The sequence below is a fragment of the Streptomyces sp. P9(2023) genome (genome assembly GCF_032436795.1).
In the GTDB taxonomy this organism is placed as follows: domain Bacteria; phylum Actinomycetota; class Actinomycetes; order Streptomycetales; family Streptomycetaceae; genus Streptomyces.
This window is the reverse complement of sequence record NZ_JAUPWM010000006.1, coordinates 197,923-215,699: the sequence shown is the minus strand read 5'-3', so window position 1 is coordinate 215,699 and position 17,777 is coordinate 197,923. Positions and strand designations below refer to the sequence as shown.

At 72.8% G+C, this 17,777-nt stretch carries 14 protein-coding genes and 1 riboswitch; of the genes, 5 read left to right on the top strand and 9 right to left on the bottom strand.

What is annotated here, in order from left to right; all coding sequences use genetic code 11:
- The first annotated feature begins 66 nt into the window (after positions 1–66).
- From Q5762_RS11855 to Q5762_RS11840, 4 genes are all read left to right on the top strand, one after another.
- Positions 67–1,287, top strand: a complete 1,221-nt coding sequence (locus Q5762_RS11855) for an RNA ligase (RefSeq protein WP_315891976.1) — start codon at positions 67–69, stop codon at positions 1,285–1,287.
- 3 nt (positions 1,288–1,290) lie between these two features.
- Positions 1,291–2,208, top strand: coding sequence for an AAA family ATPase (locus tag Q5762_RS11850; protein WP_315891975.1), 918 nt, complete (start codon positions 1,291–1,293; stop codon positions 2,206–2,208).
- A gap of 374 nt (positions 2,209–2,582) precedes the next feature.
- Positions 2,583–3,695, top strand: coding sequence for a CapA family protein (locus tag Q5762_RS11845; protein WP_315891974.1), 1,113 nt, complete (start codon positions 2,583–2,585; stop codon positions 3,693–3,695).
- A 98-nt stretch (positions 3,696–3,793) separates the two neighbouring features.
- On the top strand, positions 3,794–5,071 hold the full coding sequence (locus Q5762_RS11840) for a phosphoribosyltransferase family protein (protein WP_315891973.1): 1,278 nt from the start codon (positions 3,794–3,796) through the stop codon (positions 5,069–5,071).
- Positions 5,072–5,118: 47 nt separating this feature from the next.
- On the opposite strand, the gene Q5762_RS11835 is transcribed toward Q5762_RS11840, so the two are convergent.
- From Q5762_RS11835 to Q5762_RS11820, 4 genes are all read right to left on the bottom strand, one after another.
- Positions 5,119–5,991 (bottom strand): LysM peptidoglycan-binding domain-containing protein, encoded by an 873-nt coding sequence (locus Q5762_RS11835; protein WP_315891972.1) that lies wholly within the window; start codon positions 5,989–5,991, stop codon positions 5,119–5,121.
- A 4-nt stretch (positions 5,992–5,995) separates the two neighbouring features.
- Positions 5,996–6,152, bottom strand: a riboswitch (cyclic di-AMP (ydaO/yuaA leader).
- 308 nt (positions 6,153–6,460) lie between these two features.
- Complete coding sequence (locus Q5762_RS11830; RefSeq protein ID WP_315891971.1) at positions 6,461–8,485, bottom strand: phosphocholine-specific phospholipase C; 2,025 nt, start codon at positions 8,483–8,485, stop codon at positions 6,461–6,463.
- A 193-nt stretch (positions 8,486–8,678) separates the two neighbouring features.
- Complete coding sequence (locus Q5762_RS11825; protein ID WP_315891970.1) at positions 8,679–10,325, bottom strand: SpoIIE family protein phosphatase; 1,647 nt, start codon at positions 10,323–10,325, stop codon at positions 8,679–8,681.
- An 11-nt stretch (positions 10,326–10,336) separates the two neighbouring features.
- Positions 10,337–10,591, bottom strand: coding sequence for a LapA family protein (locus Q5762_RS11820; protein WP_315891969.1), 255 nt, complete (start codon positions 10,589–10,591; stop codon positions 10,337–10,339).
- A gap of 137 nt (positions 10,592–10,728) precedes the next feature.
- Between Q5762_RS11820 and Q5762_RS11815 the strand changes: the two genes are divergently transcribed.
- Entirely contained in the window at positions 10,729–12,948 is a 2,220-nt protein-coding gene (locus Q5762_RS11815) for a PAS domain-containing protein (protein WP_315891968.1), read from the top strand.
- 11 nt (positions 12,949–12,959) lie between these two features.
- Here the strand turns inward: Q5762_RS11815 and Q5762_RS11810 are convergent, their stop codons facing one another.
- From Q5762_RS11810 to Q5762_RS11790, 5 genes are all read right to left on the bottom strand, one after another.
- Positions 12,960–13,679, bottom strand: a complete 720-nt coding sequence (locus tag Q5762_RS11810) for a GntR family transcriptional regulator (protein WP_315891967.1) — start codon at positions 13,677–13,679, stop codon at positions 12,960–12,962.
- Positions 13,680–13,750: 71 nt separating this feature from the next.
- On the bottom strand, positions 13,751–14,752 hold the full coding sequence (locus Q5762_RS11805; RefSeq protein WP_315891966.1) for a proline racemase family protein: 1,002 nt from the start codon (positions 14,750–14,752) through the stop codon (positions 13,751–13,753).
- Positions 14,753–14,764: 12 nt separating this feature from the next.
- Entirely contained in the window at positions 14,765–15,718 is a 954-nt protein-coding gene (locus Q5762_RS11800) for a dihydrodipicolinate synthase family protein (RefSeq protein ID WP_399494949.1), read from the bottom strand.
- An 80-nt stretch (positions 15,719–15,798) separates the two neighbouring features.
- Complete coding sequence (locus Q5762_RS11795) at positions 15,799–17,385, bottom strand: FAD-dependent oxidoreductase (RefSeq protein WP_315891965.1); 1,587 nt, start codon at positions 17,383–17,385, stop codon at positions 15,799–15,801.
- Positions 17,363–17,734 (bottom strand): (2Fe-2S)-binding protein, encoded by a 372-nt coding sequence (locus Q5762_RS11790; protein ID WP_315891964.1) that lies wholly within the window; start codon positions 17,732–17,734, stop codon positions 17,363–17,365. Before Q5762_RS11790 ends, Q5762_RS11795 begins: the two co-directional genes overlap by 23 nt.
- Between the last annotated feature and the right edge of the window lie 43 nt (positions 17,735–17,777).

The following is a 17,777-nucleotide window of genomic DNA, read 5'->3' as shown; positions in this document are numbered from 1 at the left end:
CGGAAATCCATTGTCGGTTCGACGCCTCCGCAGGTGACAATGAGTCACCACCGACCAGGAGGAACCATGAGCCAGGCACACCTGACTCTCCAGGAACTGCTGCCCGCACAGGAGCTGGCCGCGGCCATCGACGCCGGGCACGTCACCCGCAAGGCACACCCCCAACTGCCGCTGTCCATCTACACGTACACGCGGGCGTGCCAGTACGAGCGGATCTGGAACCAGGTGACCACGCGCTGCCGTGGGCTCGTCGCCGACGACGCGACCGGCACGATCGTCGCGCTGCCGCTGCCGAAGTTCTTCAACGTCGGTGAGCACGAGAGCGGTCAGCCCTACGCGCCCGCGCTGCCCGACGAGCCGTTCGAGGTCTACGACAAGGTCGACGGCAGCCTCGCGGTGGTCTTCCACTACGCGGGCCGCTGGCAGGTCGCGTCCAAGGGGTCCTTCATCAGCGCGCAGGCGACCTGGGCGCAGCGCCGGCTCGACGGCCGGGACACCGGAGCCCTGACGCCCGGCGTGACCTACCTCGCCGAGATCGTGTACCCGCAGAACCGTATCGTCGTGGACTACGGTGACCGCCGGGACCTCGTCCTGCTCGCCGCCTTCGGGCCGGACGGCACCGAGATCCCGCTCGCCGAGGCCGCCGTCGACTGGACCGCGATCGGTTCCGTCGTACGGACCTGGCCCGCCATGCCGCTCGACGAACTGCTCGCCCTGACCGAGTCGAACACCCTGCCCGGCGGAGACCGCGCCACCGGCACCGACGCCGAGGGCTTCGTGCTGCGCTACGCCTCCGGGGTGCGCGCGAAGGCGAAGCTGAGCGAGTACGTACGCCTCCACAAGGTGCTCACCGGTGTCACCGAGCGGGACATCTGGCGCAGCCACGGCATCCAGCGGTTCGCCGGCACGGCCGTGAAGCGCCTCGCCCAGGGCCTGGGCTGCTCGGTCGCCGAACTCGGCGGCGTCACATCGACCGGCGGCCGGCCGCTGGACGCGCTCCTGGAGCAGGTGCCGGACGAGTTCGACGCCTGGGTACGCGGAGTCGTCGCGCGCCTGGAGGACGAGGCTGCGGAGCGTGAGCGCGCCATCGACAAGGCCTACGCGTCCCTCGCCCACCTGGCAGGCGACCGGGGCGCCTTCGCCCGCGCGGTCAAGGCGCTGCCGGTCGACCCCGATGTACGGTCCGCCATGTTCCTGCGCCTCGACGGGCGTTCGACCGACCTCTTCGTCTGGCGCGCCATCAGGCCCGAGGCGACCGACCCCTACACCACCGACCTGGAGAACTGAGCCGTGCCCGAAGTACACGTCATGACGGGGCTCCCCGCCTCGGGGAAGACCACGGCCGCCCGCACGCTGCAGGCGGAGGCCGAGGGCCGGATGCGCCGCGTCAACCTGGACGACCTGCGCACCATGATGGACGTCCCGGCCCCGGAGCGCGGCCGCTCGCACGCGCACGAGCGGACCGTCCTCGACATCCAGGACGCGGCCGTCCGCTCCGCCGTCGAGGGCGGCTTCGACGTCGTCGTGGACAACACCCACCTCACCCCGCACATCCCCAAGCGACTGAAGGCGGCCGTCGTCGGCCTCGACGCCCGGTTCGTGGTGCACGACTTCACCGACGTACCGGTCGAGGAGTGCGTACGGCGTGACGCGGCGCGCGAGCGGTCCGTCGGCGAGGAGATCATCCGTATCCTCGCCGACAAGCACGCCAAGGCGGTCCGCGGTGGTTGGCGGCTGACCGCCGAGTGGCTGGGCGCGGCTCCCACCGCCGCGCCGTACGTCCCCGATCCGACGCTCCCTTCGGCCGTGCTGTGCGACATCGACGGCACGCTCGCGCTGCGCGGCGACCGGGGCCCGTACGACTTCACGCGCTGCGACCTCGACCTGCTGAACGTCTCCGTGGCGCGTGCGCTGCGGGCCTTCCGCAGCGCCGAGAACGACACCATCGTGCTGCTGTCCGGACGCAGCGAGGACCACCGCGCGCTCACCGAGGCGTGGCTCGCCCGCCACGAAGTGCCGTACGACGAGCTGTGGATGAGGGGTTCGGACGACGGCCGGGGCGACGACATCGTCAAGGCCGAGCTCTTCGACGCGCACATCCGGCACCGCTACGCGGTCCGTGTGTCGCTGGACGACCGCGACCGGGTCGTCGCCCTCTGGCGCCGCATGGGCCTGCCGACCTGGCAGGTCAACTACGGCAACTTCTGAGGCGCGTCGAGGAGGCGGTCGAGGCGGAACCCGGGCCGAGGGCGACGCTCCCCTTCCCGATGCGGGGCCCGTCGGGCGGGCCTCGCCTGGGGGAGGAGCGTCGCCCTCGGCCGGCAGGAGGCCTGCCATCAGGAACTCGTACGCGCGTCACCCGGCGCGCCGGCGCCCGGTCTGCGTGGGGGTCGCCGTCACCGGCGCACTCGCCCTCCCCGCGTCGGCGGCCACCGCCTTCGCACCATCTCGTCGACGGCTGGATCGGCCACAACGGCTCCCTGCCCGGCTACGAGGCCCTGACGGTGGACCCGCCCGTGGCCCCGACCCCGAAGACATGATCCCCACCGGCCCGCCGAGCGCTCCGCGTCTACCCTGGGTACATGGGCAGTGACCAGGTCCGACTGTTCCTCTGCGGCGACGTGATGCTCGGCCGCGGGGTCGACCAGATCCTCCCGCATCCCGGCGACCCCGCCCTGCGCGAACGGTACGTGCATGATGCACGGTCCTATGTGGCGCTCGCCGAGGCGGTCAGCGGTCCGATTCCGCACCGGGTGGACTTCGCCTACCCCTGGGGCGTCGCGCTCGGCGCCCTGGACGCCGCCGCCCCGGACATCCGCGTCGTGAACCTGGAGACGGCCGTCACCACGAGCGACGCGTTCGCCCCCGGCAAGGCCGTCCACTACCGGATGCACCCGGAGAACCTGCCGAGCCTGACCGCCGTCCGCCCCGACGTGTGCGTCCTGGCCAACAACCACGTCCTCGACCACGGCCACGCCGGGCTCGACGACACCCTCGCCCTGCTCGCCAAGCACGGGGTGCGCACGGTCGGCGCGGGCGAGGACGCCGAGGCGGCGGCCCGGCCCGCGACCGTCGACCTGCCCGGTGGCGGGCGCCTTGTCGCGTACGCCCTCGGCATGGCCTCCAGCGGCATCCCGCGGGCCTGGGCCGCCACCGCGCGGCACGGCGGCGTCCACTTCGCCGCCGGGCCAGGCGCCACCGCGGCCCGCCTCCTCCTCGACCGGATCCGGGACACCAAACGCCCCGGCGACCTCGTCCTGGTCTCGCTCCACTGGGGCTCGAACTGGGGGTACGCGCTCTCCCGCCCCGACGTCGACTACGCCCACGCGCTGATCGACGCCGGCGCGGACCTGGTGCACGGCCACTCCTCGCACCACGCCCGGCCGCTGGAGGTGTACCGGGGAAAGCTCGTCCTGTACGGCTGCGGCGACCTGATCAACGACTACGAGGGCATCACCGGCTACGAGCAGTACCGCGACGACCTGCGGCTGCTGTACCTCGCGTCGGTGCGCCCCGACGACGGCGGACTCCAGGAGGTACGCATCATTCCCCTGCGGGCCCGGCGCATGCGGCTGGAGTACGCACCCGGCCGCGACGCGCGCTGGCTCCACGACGTACTCGGCCGGACCAGCCGGCCCTACGGCACGCGGGTCGACCTCGACGAGGACGGAACCCTCGTCGCCCGCCCCGTCTGACGGACGGCGGCGGCGCACCAGCCGCCCGCGCGCACACCCGGGACCCGGGACACGCCCAGGACCGGGTACACGCTCAGGACCAGGGAGACGAGCGGGACATGTACTTCACCGATCGCACGGACGCCGGACGGCAGCTCGCCGCCCGCCTGGAGCACCTCAAGGGCCGTGACGTCGTGGTCCTCGGACTTCCCCGCGGCGGCGTGCCGGTCGCCGAACAGGTCGCCGACGCCCTCGGGGCTCCCCTGGACGTCTGTCTCGTCCGCAAACTCGGGGTGCCCTACCAGCCGGAACTGGCCATGGGCGCCATCGGCGAGGGCGGCGTACGCGTACTCAACGAACACGTCCTGGCCGACGCCCGGGTCTCTTCCGGAGACCTGGCAGGCGTGGAGGCGCGTGAGCGGACGGTGCTCGGGCAGCGGGCCCGGAGCTACCGGGGCCCCCGGCCGGCGGCCCGGCTCGACGGCCGGACCGTCGTGGTCGTCGACGACGGCCTGGCGACGGGCGCCACCGCCGTGGCGGCCTGCCGGGTCGTCCGCGCCCAGGGGGCCGCGCGGATCGTCCTCGCGGTGCCGGTCGCCCCGAGCGACTGGCCGGAGCGGATCGGCAGGGAGGCGGACGAGACCATCAGCGTCCACGAGCCGGAGTTCTTCTACGCGATCGGCCAGTTCTACGAGGACTTCTCGCAGACGCCGGACGAGGAGGTCGTCGCCTGTCTGGAGCGCCACCACGCCGGGCCCGGCGCGGGCGACCAGGACCCTGAGGTGCTGATGCCGGTGGGGGAGGTGGAGGTCGCGGGCCGGCTGGTGGTGCCCGAGGGCGCGCCGGGGATCGTGGTCTTCGCCCACGGCAGCGGCAGCAGCCGGCACAGCCCCCGCAACCGGGCCGTGGCGGAGAGCCTGAACCGGGCCGGTCTCGGCACGCTCCTCTTCGACCTGCTCACCGAGGAGGAGGCGGCCGACCGCGCCAACGTCTTCGACACCGAACTCCTCGCCGACCGGCTGGCCCGCGCCACCCGCTGGCTGGGCGGCCGGCCCGGCCTCGACGCACTGCGGACCGGCTACTTCGGCGCCAGCACCGGTGCCGCGGCCGCCCTGTGGGCCGCGGCCGACCCGCTGTCCGCAGTGGCCGCCGTGGTCTCCCGCGGCGGCCGGCCGGACCTCGCGGGCCCGCGCCTCGGCCAGGTCCGGGCCCCCACGCTGCTGATCGTGGGAGGCCACGACCCGCTCGTGCAGGAGCTGAACGAGGCGGCCCAGCGACAGCTCAGCTGCGAGAACCGGCTCGTCGTCGTGCCAGGTGCCGGACACCTCTTCGAGGAGCCCGGCACCCTGGAACAGGTCGGCGAACTGGCGGCCGGCTGGTTCACCGACCACTTCTAGCCGTCAGGCCCGACCGCTTCCGGCTGTCGGTACGGGCCTGCCGGCTGTCAGTACGGGCCGTTGACGTTGTCGATGGAGCCGTACCGGTCCGCCGCGTAGTTGCAGGCGGCCGTGATGTTGGCGACCGGGTCGTACAGGTCCATCGAGGTACCGGGCACGTGGTAGGCGAGGAACGTCGGCTCGATCACCTGGAGCAGGCCCTTGGACGGGGTGCCCTTGGCGGCGTTGGAGTCCCAGTTGTTGATGGCCTGCGGGTTGCCGGAGGACTCGCGCATGATGTTGCGCTGGATGCCCTCGTACGAACCGGGGATGCCGTACTTCTGCATGACGTCCAGCGACTCGCGGATCCAGCCGTCGAGGTCGTTGGTGTAGCTCTTGGCGGCCACCTGGGTGGACTGGGTGGACTGCGCGGGAGCCTTCGCGGGGGCCGCCTTGGCGGGGGCGGTCCGCTGCTCCGAGCGGTCGGCGCGCTTCGTACTCGTCGTACGGGCCTTGGACTTCGGCTGCGCCGCCGGCTTCTTCGGGGCGGTGGCGGCCTTGCCGCGAAGCGTCAGTTCCAGACCGGGGTGGATAAGTGACGGGTTGTCACCCACCGCCTTGCGATTCGCCTGGTACAGCGCCTTCCAGCCGCCCCGCACGCTCTGCTCCTGTGCGATCACCGAAAGGGAATCGCCGCGGGTGACGGTATAGGTCGTCGGGGCGGAATTCCGCGCGGCCGGAATTGATTCCGCGATCTTCGCCGGGGCGCTGAGAACGGTCTTCTCGACCGGCGCGATCCCGGGGGCGGCGCTGGGCGCGGCATGCGCGGTGGCCGTGGCGACGAGGGGGAGGGCCAGTGCGGCCCCACCCGTGCTTGCCAGGGCGATACCGCGGGTCAGGGGACGTCGCTTGGGGCGCCGGTGCTTACCGTGTGCGGGCATGATGCAGTCCTCTCCGGCGCCTGCGGGGTGAGCTGTCGGGTTCGGGCTGGAGATGCCCGGTCGCATGTCGGCGACTTCACCCCGAGCCGTTCCGGAAATCCGGACCGGCGAATAGGTGGGTCCCCCGCTCCTGCCATCGGGTGAATGAGCGGTGTTTTCGGACGGTGGCAGGATTCGGCGTTCCGTCCGGGTGGAGGTGACCGTAGGCGAGAAATGTCGACTGAAACAAGACGCCGAATGAACGGGTCATTCCGAAGGTGGTTCCGGGCCGCGCGCGCCGCACCGAACTTCCTTGCCGGGCAAGGGAACGAAGCACGCGGAAAGGTCATCGCGGGCACCGGCGTGATTCGCCTCACCCGCCATTTCATATCGGACATGAGGGGAAATTCCGCCGAGTTGGGAAAAGGGACACAAGGGGGGATAAAAACCCTTTGTGTCCCTTTTGGTCGGAACGGTGGATGTGTGCGCGTCAGCCCGTGATGCTCGCGGCACCCGTCTCGATGTGGCCCGTGTAGCGGCGCGACCACGTGCCGTCGATGTCGGCCATGATCGTGAAGTCGTACCAGCCGTTGCTGTACGCCACGGCGTTGAAGAAGTCCTCGCGCGAGGAGTTCGCCGGCACCGTGTACGTCCACGGCCCGTCCGTGCGGTAGGCGTTCGAGCGGATCGTGAAGGTCACGGGGCCGGCCGAGGTGTTGGTCAGCTTGAAGAAGATCGCCGTCTTCCCGGTGCCCGGCTCCGTCGCGAACCGCGCCGCGACCTCGATCGCCTTCCCCGCCTTGGACGCGTCGCCGATGAAGCGCCGCAGGAAGCGGTTGGGGCCCATCATCGAGATGTCGTACTTGCCCGACCCGGACCCGAGTCCGATGTTGAAGTAGTCCGTGGACGTCGCGCCCGGGTCGACCGTGTACTGCCAGGCCGCCGTGTCCCGGTGCTGGTGCGGGTGGATCGTGAAGTGTGCCGCCCGCTTCGCCTGCGCGCCCTGGTTCGTCATCGAGAACCAGGCGAGGATCTTCCCCGCCGCGCCGAACTCGAACCGGTCGAGGTTTCCGTTGACCTGGTACGGCAGGGCTCGCGCCGGGCGCGTGCCGGACTCCTGCGCGGGCAGGGCGTTGTCCTGCGGCACGGGGTTGGGCAGCGGGCCGCAGGTCGACTGCCCGATGACCTTGGCCGTGGAGGGGAGACCCGAGGGGACGCCGTACACCGGGCGCGCGAAGTCGAAGACGCCCGTCAGGTCACCGGTGACCTTCCGCCGCCAGGCGCTGATGTTCGGGCAGGTCGCGGGCTTGCCGAGGGCGGCCGTCCAGGTCTCCATGAAGCGCAGCACCGAGGTGTGGTCGAAGGTTTCGGAGCTGACCCAGCCACCGCGCGTCCAGGGCGACATGACGAGCATGGGGACGCGGAACCCGAGGCCGATCGGCACGCCGTCGAGGTACTCGCCGGGGGTGCCGGGCGGGGCGACCGGCGGCGGCACGTGGTCGAAGAACCCGTCGTTCTCGTCGTAGTTGAGGAACAGTACGGTCGAGTCGAAGACCTCGGGGTTCGCGGCCAGCGCGCGGTAGACCAGGTCGACGAAGTGCGCGCCGTCGCCGGGCGGTGCGTAGGGGTGCTCGGAGAACGCCTCGCTCGCCACCACCCAGGAGACCTGCGGCAGCGTCCCGGCGACGACGTCCGCGCGGATCGCGGCGGCGATGTCGTCCGGCGTGGAACCGGTGACCTTCGGCACCGACCCCATGCCCCGGTCGTGCAGCGGGTCGCCCGGCCGCGCGTCGGTGAACTTCTTGAAGTACGCGAGGCCGTTGTCGCCGTAGTTGTCCTGGGCGTTCTGGTAGACCTTCCAGCTCACGCCGGCCCGCTGGAGCGCCTCGGCGTACGTCTCCCAGGTGAGCCCCGACTCGTCGCCGCCGTCCTTGCTGGACGCGTCGATCTTCCCGCTCCACAGAAACGTGCGGTTGGGGCCGGTGGCGCTGAGCGCCGAGCAGAAGTACGCGTCGCAGACCGTGTAGTTGTCGGCGAGGGCGTAGTGGAACGGTATGTCGCCGCGGTCGAGGTGGCCCAGGGTGCGGGTGTTGCCGACGCCCGTGACCCAGTTGTCCATCCGGCCCTTGTTCCAGGCCGCGTGCTGCGAGGTCCAGCTGTGCGGCAGGTCGCCGTTGCACTGGGCGAGGGTCTCGCCGTCGACACCGCCCGCCGGCGGGGTGGCGCTCAGCTTCCACGGGTACTGACGGCCGCCCCAGTTGGGCTGGTTGAACATGCCCCAGCCGCCGGGGATGTTGCCCGCCGCCCGGTCGCCGAAGCCGCGCACGCCGCGCAGCTTGCCGAAGTAGTGGTCGAAGCTGCGGTTCTCCTGCATGAGGACCACGACGTGCTTGACGTCGGTGATGGTGCCGGTCGCGGCCGAGGCGGCGGCCGACGCCGTACCCGTGGGCAGCGCCGCGCCCGCCGCGAGCCCTGCCCCGATCCCGACGAATCCCCTGCGGCTGATGGGAGTCAATGCCCCGCCTCTCGTGTCACGGAGTGCCCCAATGGCGCACGGTGGACAAGGATGGGGGAGCCGAGCTCAAAGGTATACATCCGTGAGGTAAGTCTTGGATGAACTTCCGAGGGGGCAGTATGCAGTTGGCCAAGGATTGGTTCGGACCTGAACCAATACGGCGGTGGTACGACCGGCCCGGCCTGCCTCGACGCTAGCCGACCGGCCCGGAGTCGTCCCTGCGCACCATAAGGAGCGCCGCGTCGTCCTCCGCGTGCGGGCCGCCGGTGAGCGTGTCGAGCAGGTGGTCGGCCAGCTCCTCCAGGTCGGGTGGGCCGTCCGAGAAGGCGGCCGCGAGCCGCGCGAGCCCGACGTCGAAGTCCTCGCCCGGCTTCTCGACCAGCCCGTCGGAGTAGAGCAGCAGCGTCTCTGCCGGCGCGAGCCGGGCGCTCATGTACGGATAGCGGGCCAGCCCCCATTCGGCCGGCAGGCCCAGCGGCGGGCCGCCCGCGAGCCGGAAGAGCTCGACCGTGCCGTCGGCGTGGCGCAGCAGGGGCGGCGGATGGCCCGCGTTCGCCGCGTGGACCTCGCCGGTGGTGAGCGCGACCCGCAGGTACTGGCAGGTCGCGAACCGGTCGGCGTCCAGCCCGGCGAGGAACGCCGAGGCCTTCCCGAGCACGCTGTCGCACCCGTGGCCCTCCGCCGCGTACGCCGACATGGCGACCCGCACCTGCCCCATGAGCGCCGCTGCCTCGGTGTCGTGCCCCTGCACATCACCGATCGCAAGCCCCAGGCCACCGTCGGGCAGCACCACCGCGTCGTACCAGTCGCCGCCGACCCGTACCCCCTTCCGGGCGGTCCGGTACCGCACCGCGACCCGGCCGCCGGGCGTCCGGGGGATCCGGCGGGGCAGCATGGCGTTCTGCAGGGCCGCGGCGATCTCCCGCGACCGGTCGAGCGGCAGCACCCGGTGCACCGCCCGGGCGACCGCCTTCGCCCAGCCGGTCATCAGGGTGTGGTCCGCGTGCGAGAAGACGGACCGGTCGTCGTAGAACACGCCGATCGCCCCGAGCGGCTGCCCCTCGTCGAGCAGCGGCAGGAACGCGGCGGCGGTGGCGCCGAAGCCGTGCCGGTAGGGCGCCAGCTTCGGATAACGGTCCATGAAGGCGTGGACGGAGGTGAAGTAGAGCGGGCTGCTCGTCCGAACGACGTCGTTGAGCGGCCAGGAGTCCGCGAGCCGCGACCGCCGCGGGAAATCGGTCGCACCGGGGGAGAGCACCGTACGGACCATCTGCAGACGCCCCTGCTCCAGCACGCCCAGCGACATCGCCTTCGCCCCGAGCGGCCGCAGACTCACCTCGGCGCCGAGCACCCCGGCGACCTCGCGGACGCTCATCGCCCGGGCCAGCGCGAGCGCGCCCTCACCCAGGGCGCGCAGCGGATCCTGCTGCTCCTCGCCCGGCAGTCGCAACGCGGTGTGCGCCAGATCCAGCGTCGCGTCCCGTACCACCCCCACCACCCGGACCGACCCGCCCGGACGCTCACGGACCACGCTGCCCCGGGCGTGCGTCCAGCGGTCCCGGCCGTCGTGGAGCACGACCCGGAAATAGGCGCTGTACGCGTTCCGGCGGCCGGCCAGGACATCCGCCGAGAGCCCCGAGAGCAGCGCCCAGTCCGCTCCCCGGATCCGGGTCCGCAGATCGGCCGCGAGACCCGAGAACTCCGCCGGGAGCAGCCCGAACACCGCCCGGCCCACGTCGTCCAGGGACAGGCGGCCGGTGGCCGGATGCCAGGCGAAACAGCCGACGCGGGTCGCCGCGAGCGCCTCGCCCGGCTCCAGCCGCGGATCGCTGTCGCCCATCCGGGTGCCGGTCAGCGCCGGGCGCGCCGACGGGCGATGTACAGACCGAGGACCACCCCGACCAGGAGCGTGACCGTGAGGACGCTCCAGAGCGGCAGCGTCACCTCGGGAATCCACAGCCTGATCGTGACGGACCCGGTGTTCGCGGCGATGAACCAGATCGCCAGCGCCGCGAGTGCCGCGAATCCGATCGTGCGCAGCCGCATGTCCCGGCCCTTGACGGTCACGGTCGAGTGGGCGTGCTGCGGTGCTTCCTTACGGGCCATAGCACCCATTATCGGAGATTACGGGCGTGCGCGCTGGTCGAGGCAGGGCCCGCGGCGGCCGGGATGCCCCGTCCCCCGGGCGCGGTTAGGCTGCCTCGACAACGGCAGGAGTCCGCCGACGCCCAGTGCGAGGCACGATGGCAGAGCGTGAGGTACCCGCGGGCCGGGAAGGCCGCGAGGGGCGTGGAGCCGTCGCCGTCCTCGACGAGCGCGGTGTGGTCGTCGCCTGGAGCCGGGCGGCCGAGCGGCTGCTCGGGGTGGACCGCGACCGCATCCTCGGCCGGCCCGTGACCGAGCTGCTGACCGAGGTCGACGCCGCCGCACTCACCGAGGGCGTGACCGTCGGTCCCCTGGAGGACGGGGACGACGGACCCGGCCGCTGGGGGCTCTGGCCGGCCGGACCGCTCCCCGGAGGCATCCGCTCCGGCGTCCTGGAGGCCGTCTTCACCCAGTCCCCGGTCGGCCTGCACGTCCTCGACACCGAGCTACGCGTGCTCCGGGTCAACTCGGCGGCCGTCGGCATGCGGGGGGTTCCGGAGCGGGAGATCGTCGGCCGGTACTTCACCGAGGTCTACGAACGCTTCGAGCCCCTGCCGATGGAGCAGCGCCTCCGCGGGGTCCTGGCGACGGGCACACCCGACTTCGACCGCCGGGTCGCCGGCTACCCGACGGCGGACCCCACGCGCGAACACATCTTCTCCGTCTCCGTGTTCCGGCTCGAGGACGACGCCGGCGACCCGCTCGGTCTCGTCGCCTCCGCCGTGGACGTCACCGCCCGCGACCGCGCCCGTGGCCGGCTCGCCGTGCTGCACCGCGTCCACGCCCGGATGGGCCTCAGCCTCGACCCCGTGCGGTGCGCGCAGGAACTCGCCGAGGCGGTCGTACCCGTCCTGGCCGACGTCGCCGCCGTCGCGCTCACCCCGCCACCGCTCCTCGGCCCCGACGCCGACGTGATCCCGGTGACCGACGAGCCACCGCGCTGCGCGGCGGTCTGGCCGCCGGACCACGACGAGGCGCCTGAGGTGGGTACCGTACTGTCGCCGGCCGACGGAGCTGGAGCCGATGGCGTCGTCGATCCGCATCGGGGCGTGCCCTACATCGAGCGGCCCGCCACCGGCGGACCCACCCTCGTCGCGCCGATTGTCCTGCGGGGCGTCCTCCTCGGCGTCGCCCGCTTCTCGCGGCCGCACCGGCCCGACCCCTTCGAGGACGACGACCTGCGGCTCGCCGCGGACCTCGCCGCCCACACCGCCGTCTGCGTCGACAACGCCCGCCGCTACGAGCACTCCCACGCGGTGGCGCTCGCCCTCCAGGGCAACCTCGTCCGGCCCGGCCGTACCGCCGGCAGCACCATGGAGACCGCCCACCGCTACCTTCCCACCGGACTCGGCACGGGCGCCTGGTTCGACGTCATCCCGCTCTCCGGCAGCCGCGTCGCCCTGACGGTCGGCCATATCGCCGGTTTCGGGCCGGACGCCACCGCAGCCATGATCCAACTCCGCTCTGCCGCCCAGGCGTTGACCGCTCTGGACCTGGACCCGCACGACCTGCTCGCCCGACTTGACGACGTCACCCACCGACTCGACGAGGAACACCCGACCGCCGGTACGGACGAACGCCTGACCGCCCAGTGCGTGTATGCCGTGCACGACCCGGTCACGGAGACCTGCGCGATCGCCCGCGCGGGCCGCCAGACCGTCCTCGTCGGCACCCCTGGCGGCAACTGGCGGACCCACCCGCTGGAGGAGACCAGTGCGCTCGGCGAGGACGGACCGCCGTTCGCCGCCGGCGAGATCCCCGTCCCGCCCGGCAGCACGATCGTCCTTCTCTCCGGTCACGCGGCACCCGACGACCCGGCCCTGGCCGCGCTCCGCGCCCACCTGACCCCACCCCGTACGCTCGACGCCACCGACCTCGACGGCCTGCCCGCCGACCAGGCGGCCGTCCTCGTCGCCCGCACCCGGGCCCTCGGCGCGGATGACGTCGCCGAACGGGGCATCGAGCAGGAACTGGCCTCCGTCGCCGAGGCCCGCCACTGGGCCGTCCGCCGACTGGCGGAATGGGGCCTGGAGGAGACCGCCTTCGCTGTCGAACTCATCGTCAGCGAACTCGTCACCAACGCGATCCGGTACGGCACTTCACCGATCCGGCTTCGGCTCATCCGTAACGCCGTGGACCACACCGTCACCTCCGAGATATCCGACAGCGGCGGGGCCGCCCCTCAGTTGCGCCGCGCCCGGGCGGCCGACGAGGGCGGACGCGGTCTCTTCATCTCGGGTGAGCTGTCGGAACGTTGGGGCGTGCGCTGGTCGGAGGAGGGCAAGACGGTCTGGACCGAGACCGCGTACCTCTCCTGAGGTCTGAGCGATCAGCGCGCGTCGCGTGGTCCGCCGACGGTCCGGCCCGCCCACGGCCGCCCGGCCGCGTCGTCCCGGGCCCAGAGCGACCGCACATGGCTGAGATGGCGGACCATGCACGCCTCCGCGCCCATCGCGTCCCCCGCCACCATCAGGTCGAGCAGTTCCAGGTGCTCCTCGGCGGACGGCAGCAGCTCACCGCGCTCGTCCAGCGCGTTCAACCCGTACAGCCGGGACCGCTTGCGCAGGTCGCCGACCGTCTCCACCAGGCGCTCGTTGCCCGACAGGCCGAGCAGCGTGAGATGGAAACGCCGGTCCGACTCCAGATAGCCGATGAGGTCATGGGCGCGGGCCGCCTCGACGATCTCCTCGGCGATCGGCCGCAGCGCCCGCAGCTCCTCGCGGTCCGCCGTCAGTGTCACCCGGCCCACCGTCGGCACCTCGATGAGCAGCCGGATGTCCGTGTACTGGTCGAGATCCCGCTCGTTGACCTCCGTCACCCGGAAGCCCTTGTTGCGGACCGGCTCGACCAGGCCCTCACGGGCGAGGTCGAGCATGGCCTCCCGCACCGGTGTGGCGGAGATGCCGAAGTCCTCGGCCAGGCCCGGCGCCGAGTACACCGCGCCGGGCTCGAGTTCACCGGAGATCAGCGCGGCGCGCAGAGCGTGGGCCACCTGGTCCCGCAGACGTTCCCGGGTGGTGATCAGATGACTCTGCTTCAGATGGCCCATGTGCCGTTCTCCGACTTCCGCTTGTCGCGCCGCCCGGCTGCCGGGGCGCGGCGCCGCACCAGCGTACAATTTCACATGAGGAACCCTCCCGGGAACGGGTCGTCGGGGTCGAGGAAATACTGCGCGGTACCGCTGATCCAGGCCCGCCCGGTGATGACCGGAACCACCGCCGGTACGCCGCCGACCTCGGTCTCCTCGATCAGCCGGCCGGTGAACCGGGTCCCGATGAAGGACTCGTTGACGAAGTCCTCGTCGAGTGGCAGCAGGCCCCGTGCGTGCAACTGGGCCATGCGCGCGGACGTTCCCGTGCCGCAGGGGGAGCGGTCGAACCAGCCGGGATGAATCGCCATCGCGTGCCGGGAATGCCGCGCGTCCGAGCCGGGCGCGGTGAGATGGACGTGCTTCACGCCGCCGATCTCCGGGTGCAGCGGATGCGTGGGCCGGTCGGCCGAGTTGATCGCGTCCATGATCGCCAGACCGGCCCTGAGCAGGTCGTCCTTGCGCTCACGGTCGAACGGAAGGCCGAGCGCGGCCAGTTCGACGAAGGCGTAGAAGTTGCCGCCGAAGGCCAGGTCGTACGGGACGGCGCCGAACCCCGGCACCTTCACCTCGCGGTCCAGGGCGGCGCTGAAGGCCGGGACGTTGGTGAGGCTGACCGCCTTGGCGACCCCGTCCTCGACCCGTACCTCCGCCCGTACCAGACCGGCCGGGGTGTCGAGCCGGACGGTGGTCACCGGCTCGGAGACCGGCACCATGCCGGTCTCCACGAGGACGGTCGCCACCCCGATCGTTCCGTGGCCGCACATCGGCAGCAACCCGGACACCTCGATGAACAGCACCCCGTAGTCGGCGTCCGGGCGGGTCGGCGGCTGCAGGATCGCGCCGCTCATCGAAGCGTGGCCCCGGGGCTCGTACATCAGCAGCGTCCGGACGTGGTCCATGTGCTCGATGAAGTGCAGCCGGCGTTCGGCCATGGTGGAGCCCGGGATCACCCCGACCCCGCCGGTGACGACGCGGGTGGGCATGCCCTCGGTGTGCGAGTCGACGGCGTGGAAGACATGACGGGTACGCACGGCGGGCTCCTCTCAGTTCCGGCCGTCGGCGACGGCCTTCTCGGTGGCGGCCCTGACCTCGGCCTCCACCGCACCCGTCAGGGGCGAGCGGGGCGGACGGCAGGAACCGCCGGGGCGGCCGACGATGTCCATGGACAGCTTGATCGCCTGGACGAACTCTGTCTTGGAGTCCCAGCGCAGGAGCGGGTGCAGGGCCTTGTACAGCGGCAGCGCGCGGTCCAGGTCGCCGCTGACGGCGGCCCGGTACAGCTCCGCGCAGGAGGCCGGGAAGGCGTTCGGGTAACCGGCGACCCAGCCGACCGCGCCCGCGAGGGCCAGTTCCAGGAGGACATCGTCAGCGCCGATCAACAGGTCGAGTTCGGGGGCGAGTTCAGCGATCTCGTACGCCCGGCGGACGTCGCCGCTGAACTCCTTCACCGCCACGATGTGACCGTCCGCGTGCAGCCCGGCGAGCAGGGAGGGAGTGAGGTCGACGCGCGTGTCGTGCGGATTGTTGTACGCGACGACCGGCACGCCGACCGAGGCCACGTCGGCGTAGTGCGCGCGGACGGCGGAGGGGTCGGCGCGGTAGGTGTTCGGCGGGAGGAGCAGCACCGAACCGCAGCCCGCCTCGGCGGCCTGCCCGGTCCAGCGCCGCGACTCCGCGCTCCCGTAGGCCGCGACCCCGGGCATGACGCGCGCCCCGTCGCCCGCCGCCTCGACGGCCGTACGGACGACCCGGGCGCGCTCCTCGTCGCTCAGGGTCTGGTACTCGCCCAGCGAACCGTTCGGCACCACGCCGTCGCAGCCGTTGTCGAGCAGCCACCGGACATGGGCGGCGTACGCGTCGTGGTCGACGGACCGGCCGTCGTCATGGAAGGGGAGCGCGGTGGCGACCATGATGCCGCGCCAGGGTCGGGCGACGGTCCATTCGGCGGGGGCAGGAGTGACGGTCACAGGGAGCCCTTCATCTATGAGATGTGACATTGCACTGATGTTTCGTCAGGAACGAGTGGCGGGCGGCGGCGGAGGCGGTGTGTGCCGTGGGGTGATCCGGATCCGGATCGTCATGTCGGTTCGGTGGTGGTACGAGGTCGGTCGCCGTCCGGCGCGAGGTCCAGGGCCTCGTCCAGTGCCGCCAGCGCCCCCAGGGTCACCGGCACGGCCAGCGGACGCCGTTCGGGGGAGCCGGGCAGGGGGCCGTGCACGGGATCCGCGTCCGTGCCCCTTCGCCCGGCGCCGCGGGCCAGGCAGGCGACCGCCGGGCCGCAGATCCGCCCCTGGCACCACCCCATGCCCGCCCGCGTCAGCAGCTTCACCGTCCGGGCGTCACCGGCGCCCAGGCCCTCGACGGCCTCCCGGACGCGCCCCGCTTCGACCTCCTCGCAGCGGCACACCTCCGTACCGTCGTCCAGCCAGTCGGCCCAGCCGTCCCTCGGTGCGTGCGCGGCCGTCATCAACGCGGCGAATCCGCGCAACCGCGACCGCGTCCGGAGCAGCGACCGGGTCCGCGCGGGCGGGCTCTCCGCCGCGCACCCCCGCAGCCGCACGGCGACCGCCGCCCCCGCCAACTCACCCTCCACCATGGCCAGTCGGGCGCCGCCCACGCCGGCCGTCTCGCCCGCCGACCACAGCCCGGGCACGGACGTACGCTGACTCGCGTCCACGACCAGCGCCACCGCGCCGTCCTCCGTCGTGCGCGTCGCGCACCCGAGTGACGTACCCAGGTCGATGCGGGGGACCAGGCCGTGCCCCACGGCCAGCGCGTCGCAGGCGATCCGCCGCTCCGTGCCCGGGACGGGCCGCCACTCCCCGTCGAGCCGGGCCACGGTCACCGCCTCGACCCGCTCCGTACCGTGCGCCCGGACCACGGCGTGCCGCACGTACGGCCGCACCCCGTGCGCGGCCAGTGGCGCGCCGTGCGCCAAGGCCTCCGCCCACTTGTCGGGGGCCATGGCCAGGACGCCGGGCCGGCGTACGTAACCGAGATAGCCGGCCGCCTCCACCAGCGCCGGCACCCGGGCGCCGGCCGCGACCAGGGAGGACGCCACGGCAAGCAGCAGCGGACCGCTGCCCGCCACGACGACCCTCGGCCGGGCCCGCCCACCGGGCAGCACCAGCCCCGACTTGAGCATCGCCTGTGCGCCACCCGCGCCGACCACCCCGGGCAGCGTCCAGCCGGGGAAGGGCAGGTGTCGCTCGGCCGAACCGGTCGCCAGGAGGACGGCCCGCCCGCGGATCAGCGCCGGCCGGTCCCCGTCGCCGTCGGGCCCGGTGACGGCGTGCACCGCCCAGGAGCCGCCGTCCGCCCCCGCACCCCGGATTCCCGCGGCCCGCTCGGCCGTCACGGTCCAGACGTGGTGCTCGGGGAGGTGGACGCCGCCGCTCGCCTCCCAGCGCCTGCGCAGCCCGTCGAACGCCGAGTAGTCATGGTGCAGGGCCTCCGGCCGCGCGGCGCCGAGACCGGGTGCGGGATGCCGGTAGTACTGGCCGCCGAGCTGGGCGTCGCCGTCGAGCAGCGCCACCGAGAGCCCGCGCTCGGCGGCGGTGACGGCCCCCGCGAGCCCGGCGGGTCCGGCGCCGACGACGACCAGGTCGTACGGGACGGACGCGTCCCGCCGCTCCGGGCCGTCAGGGGGTGTCGAGGTCGGCACGGCCGTGTCCCTCCTGGGTGGTGACGACGTCCCCGGGTGCGGCCGGGACGAGGCAGGCGCGGCGGCCCGGGCGGCCGTTGACGGTGACCAGGCAGTCGAAGCACTGGCCGATCCCGCAGAAGACCCCGCGCGGCCGGCCGCCGACGCGGGTCGTGCGCCAGGCCAGGATCCCCGCCGCCCACAGCGCGGCGGCGAGCGACTGCCCCGGCAGCGCGGTCATCGGCCGCCCGTCGAACGTGAAGGGGACGGGCGGCCCGGACGGGCTCGCATCGACGAGCGAGAGCGGGTCGCGGGCGGCGCGTTCGGTACGGTCGGTTCGCTCGGCGCGGGGCCTGGAACGACGGAGCATGCTCACTCCCAGCCGAAGGGGACGGAGTACACGGAGTACGGAT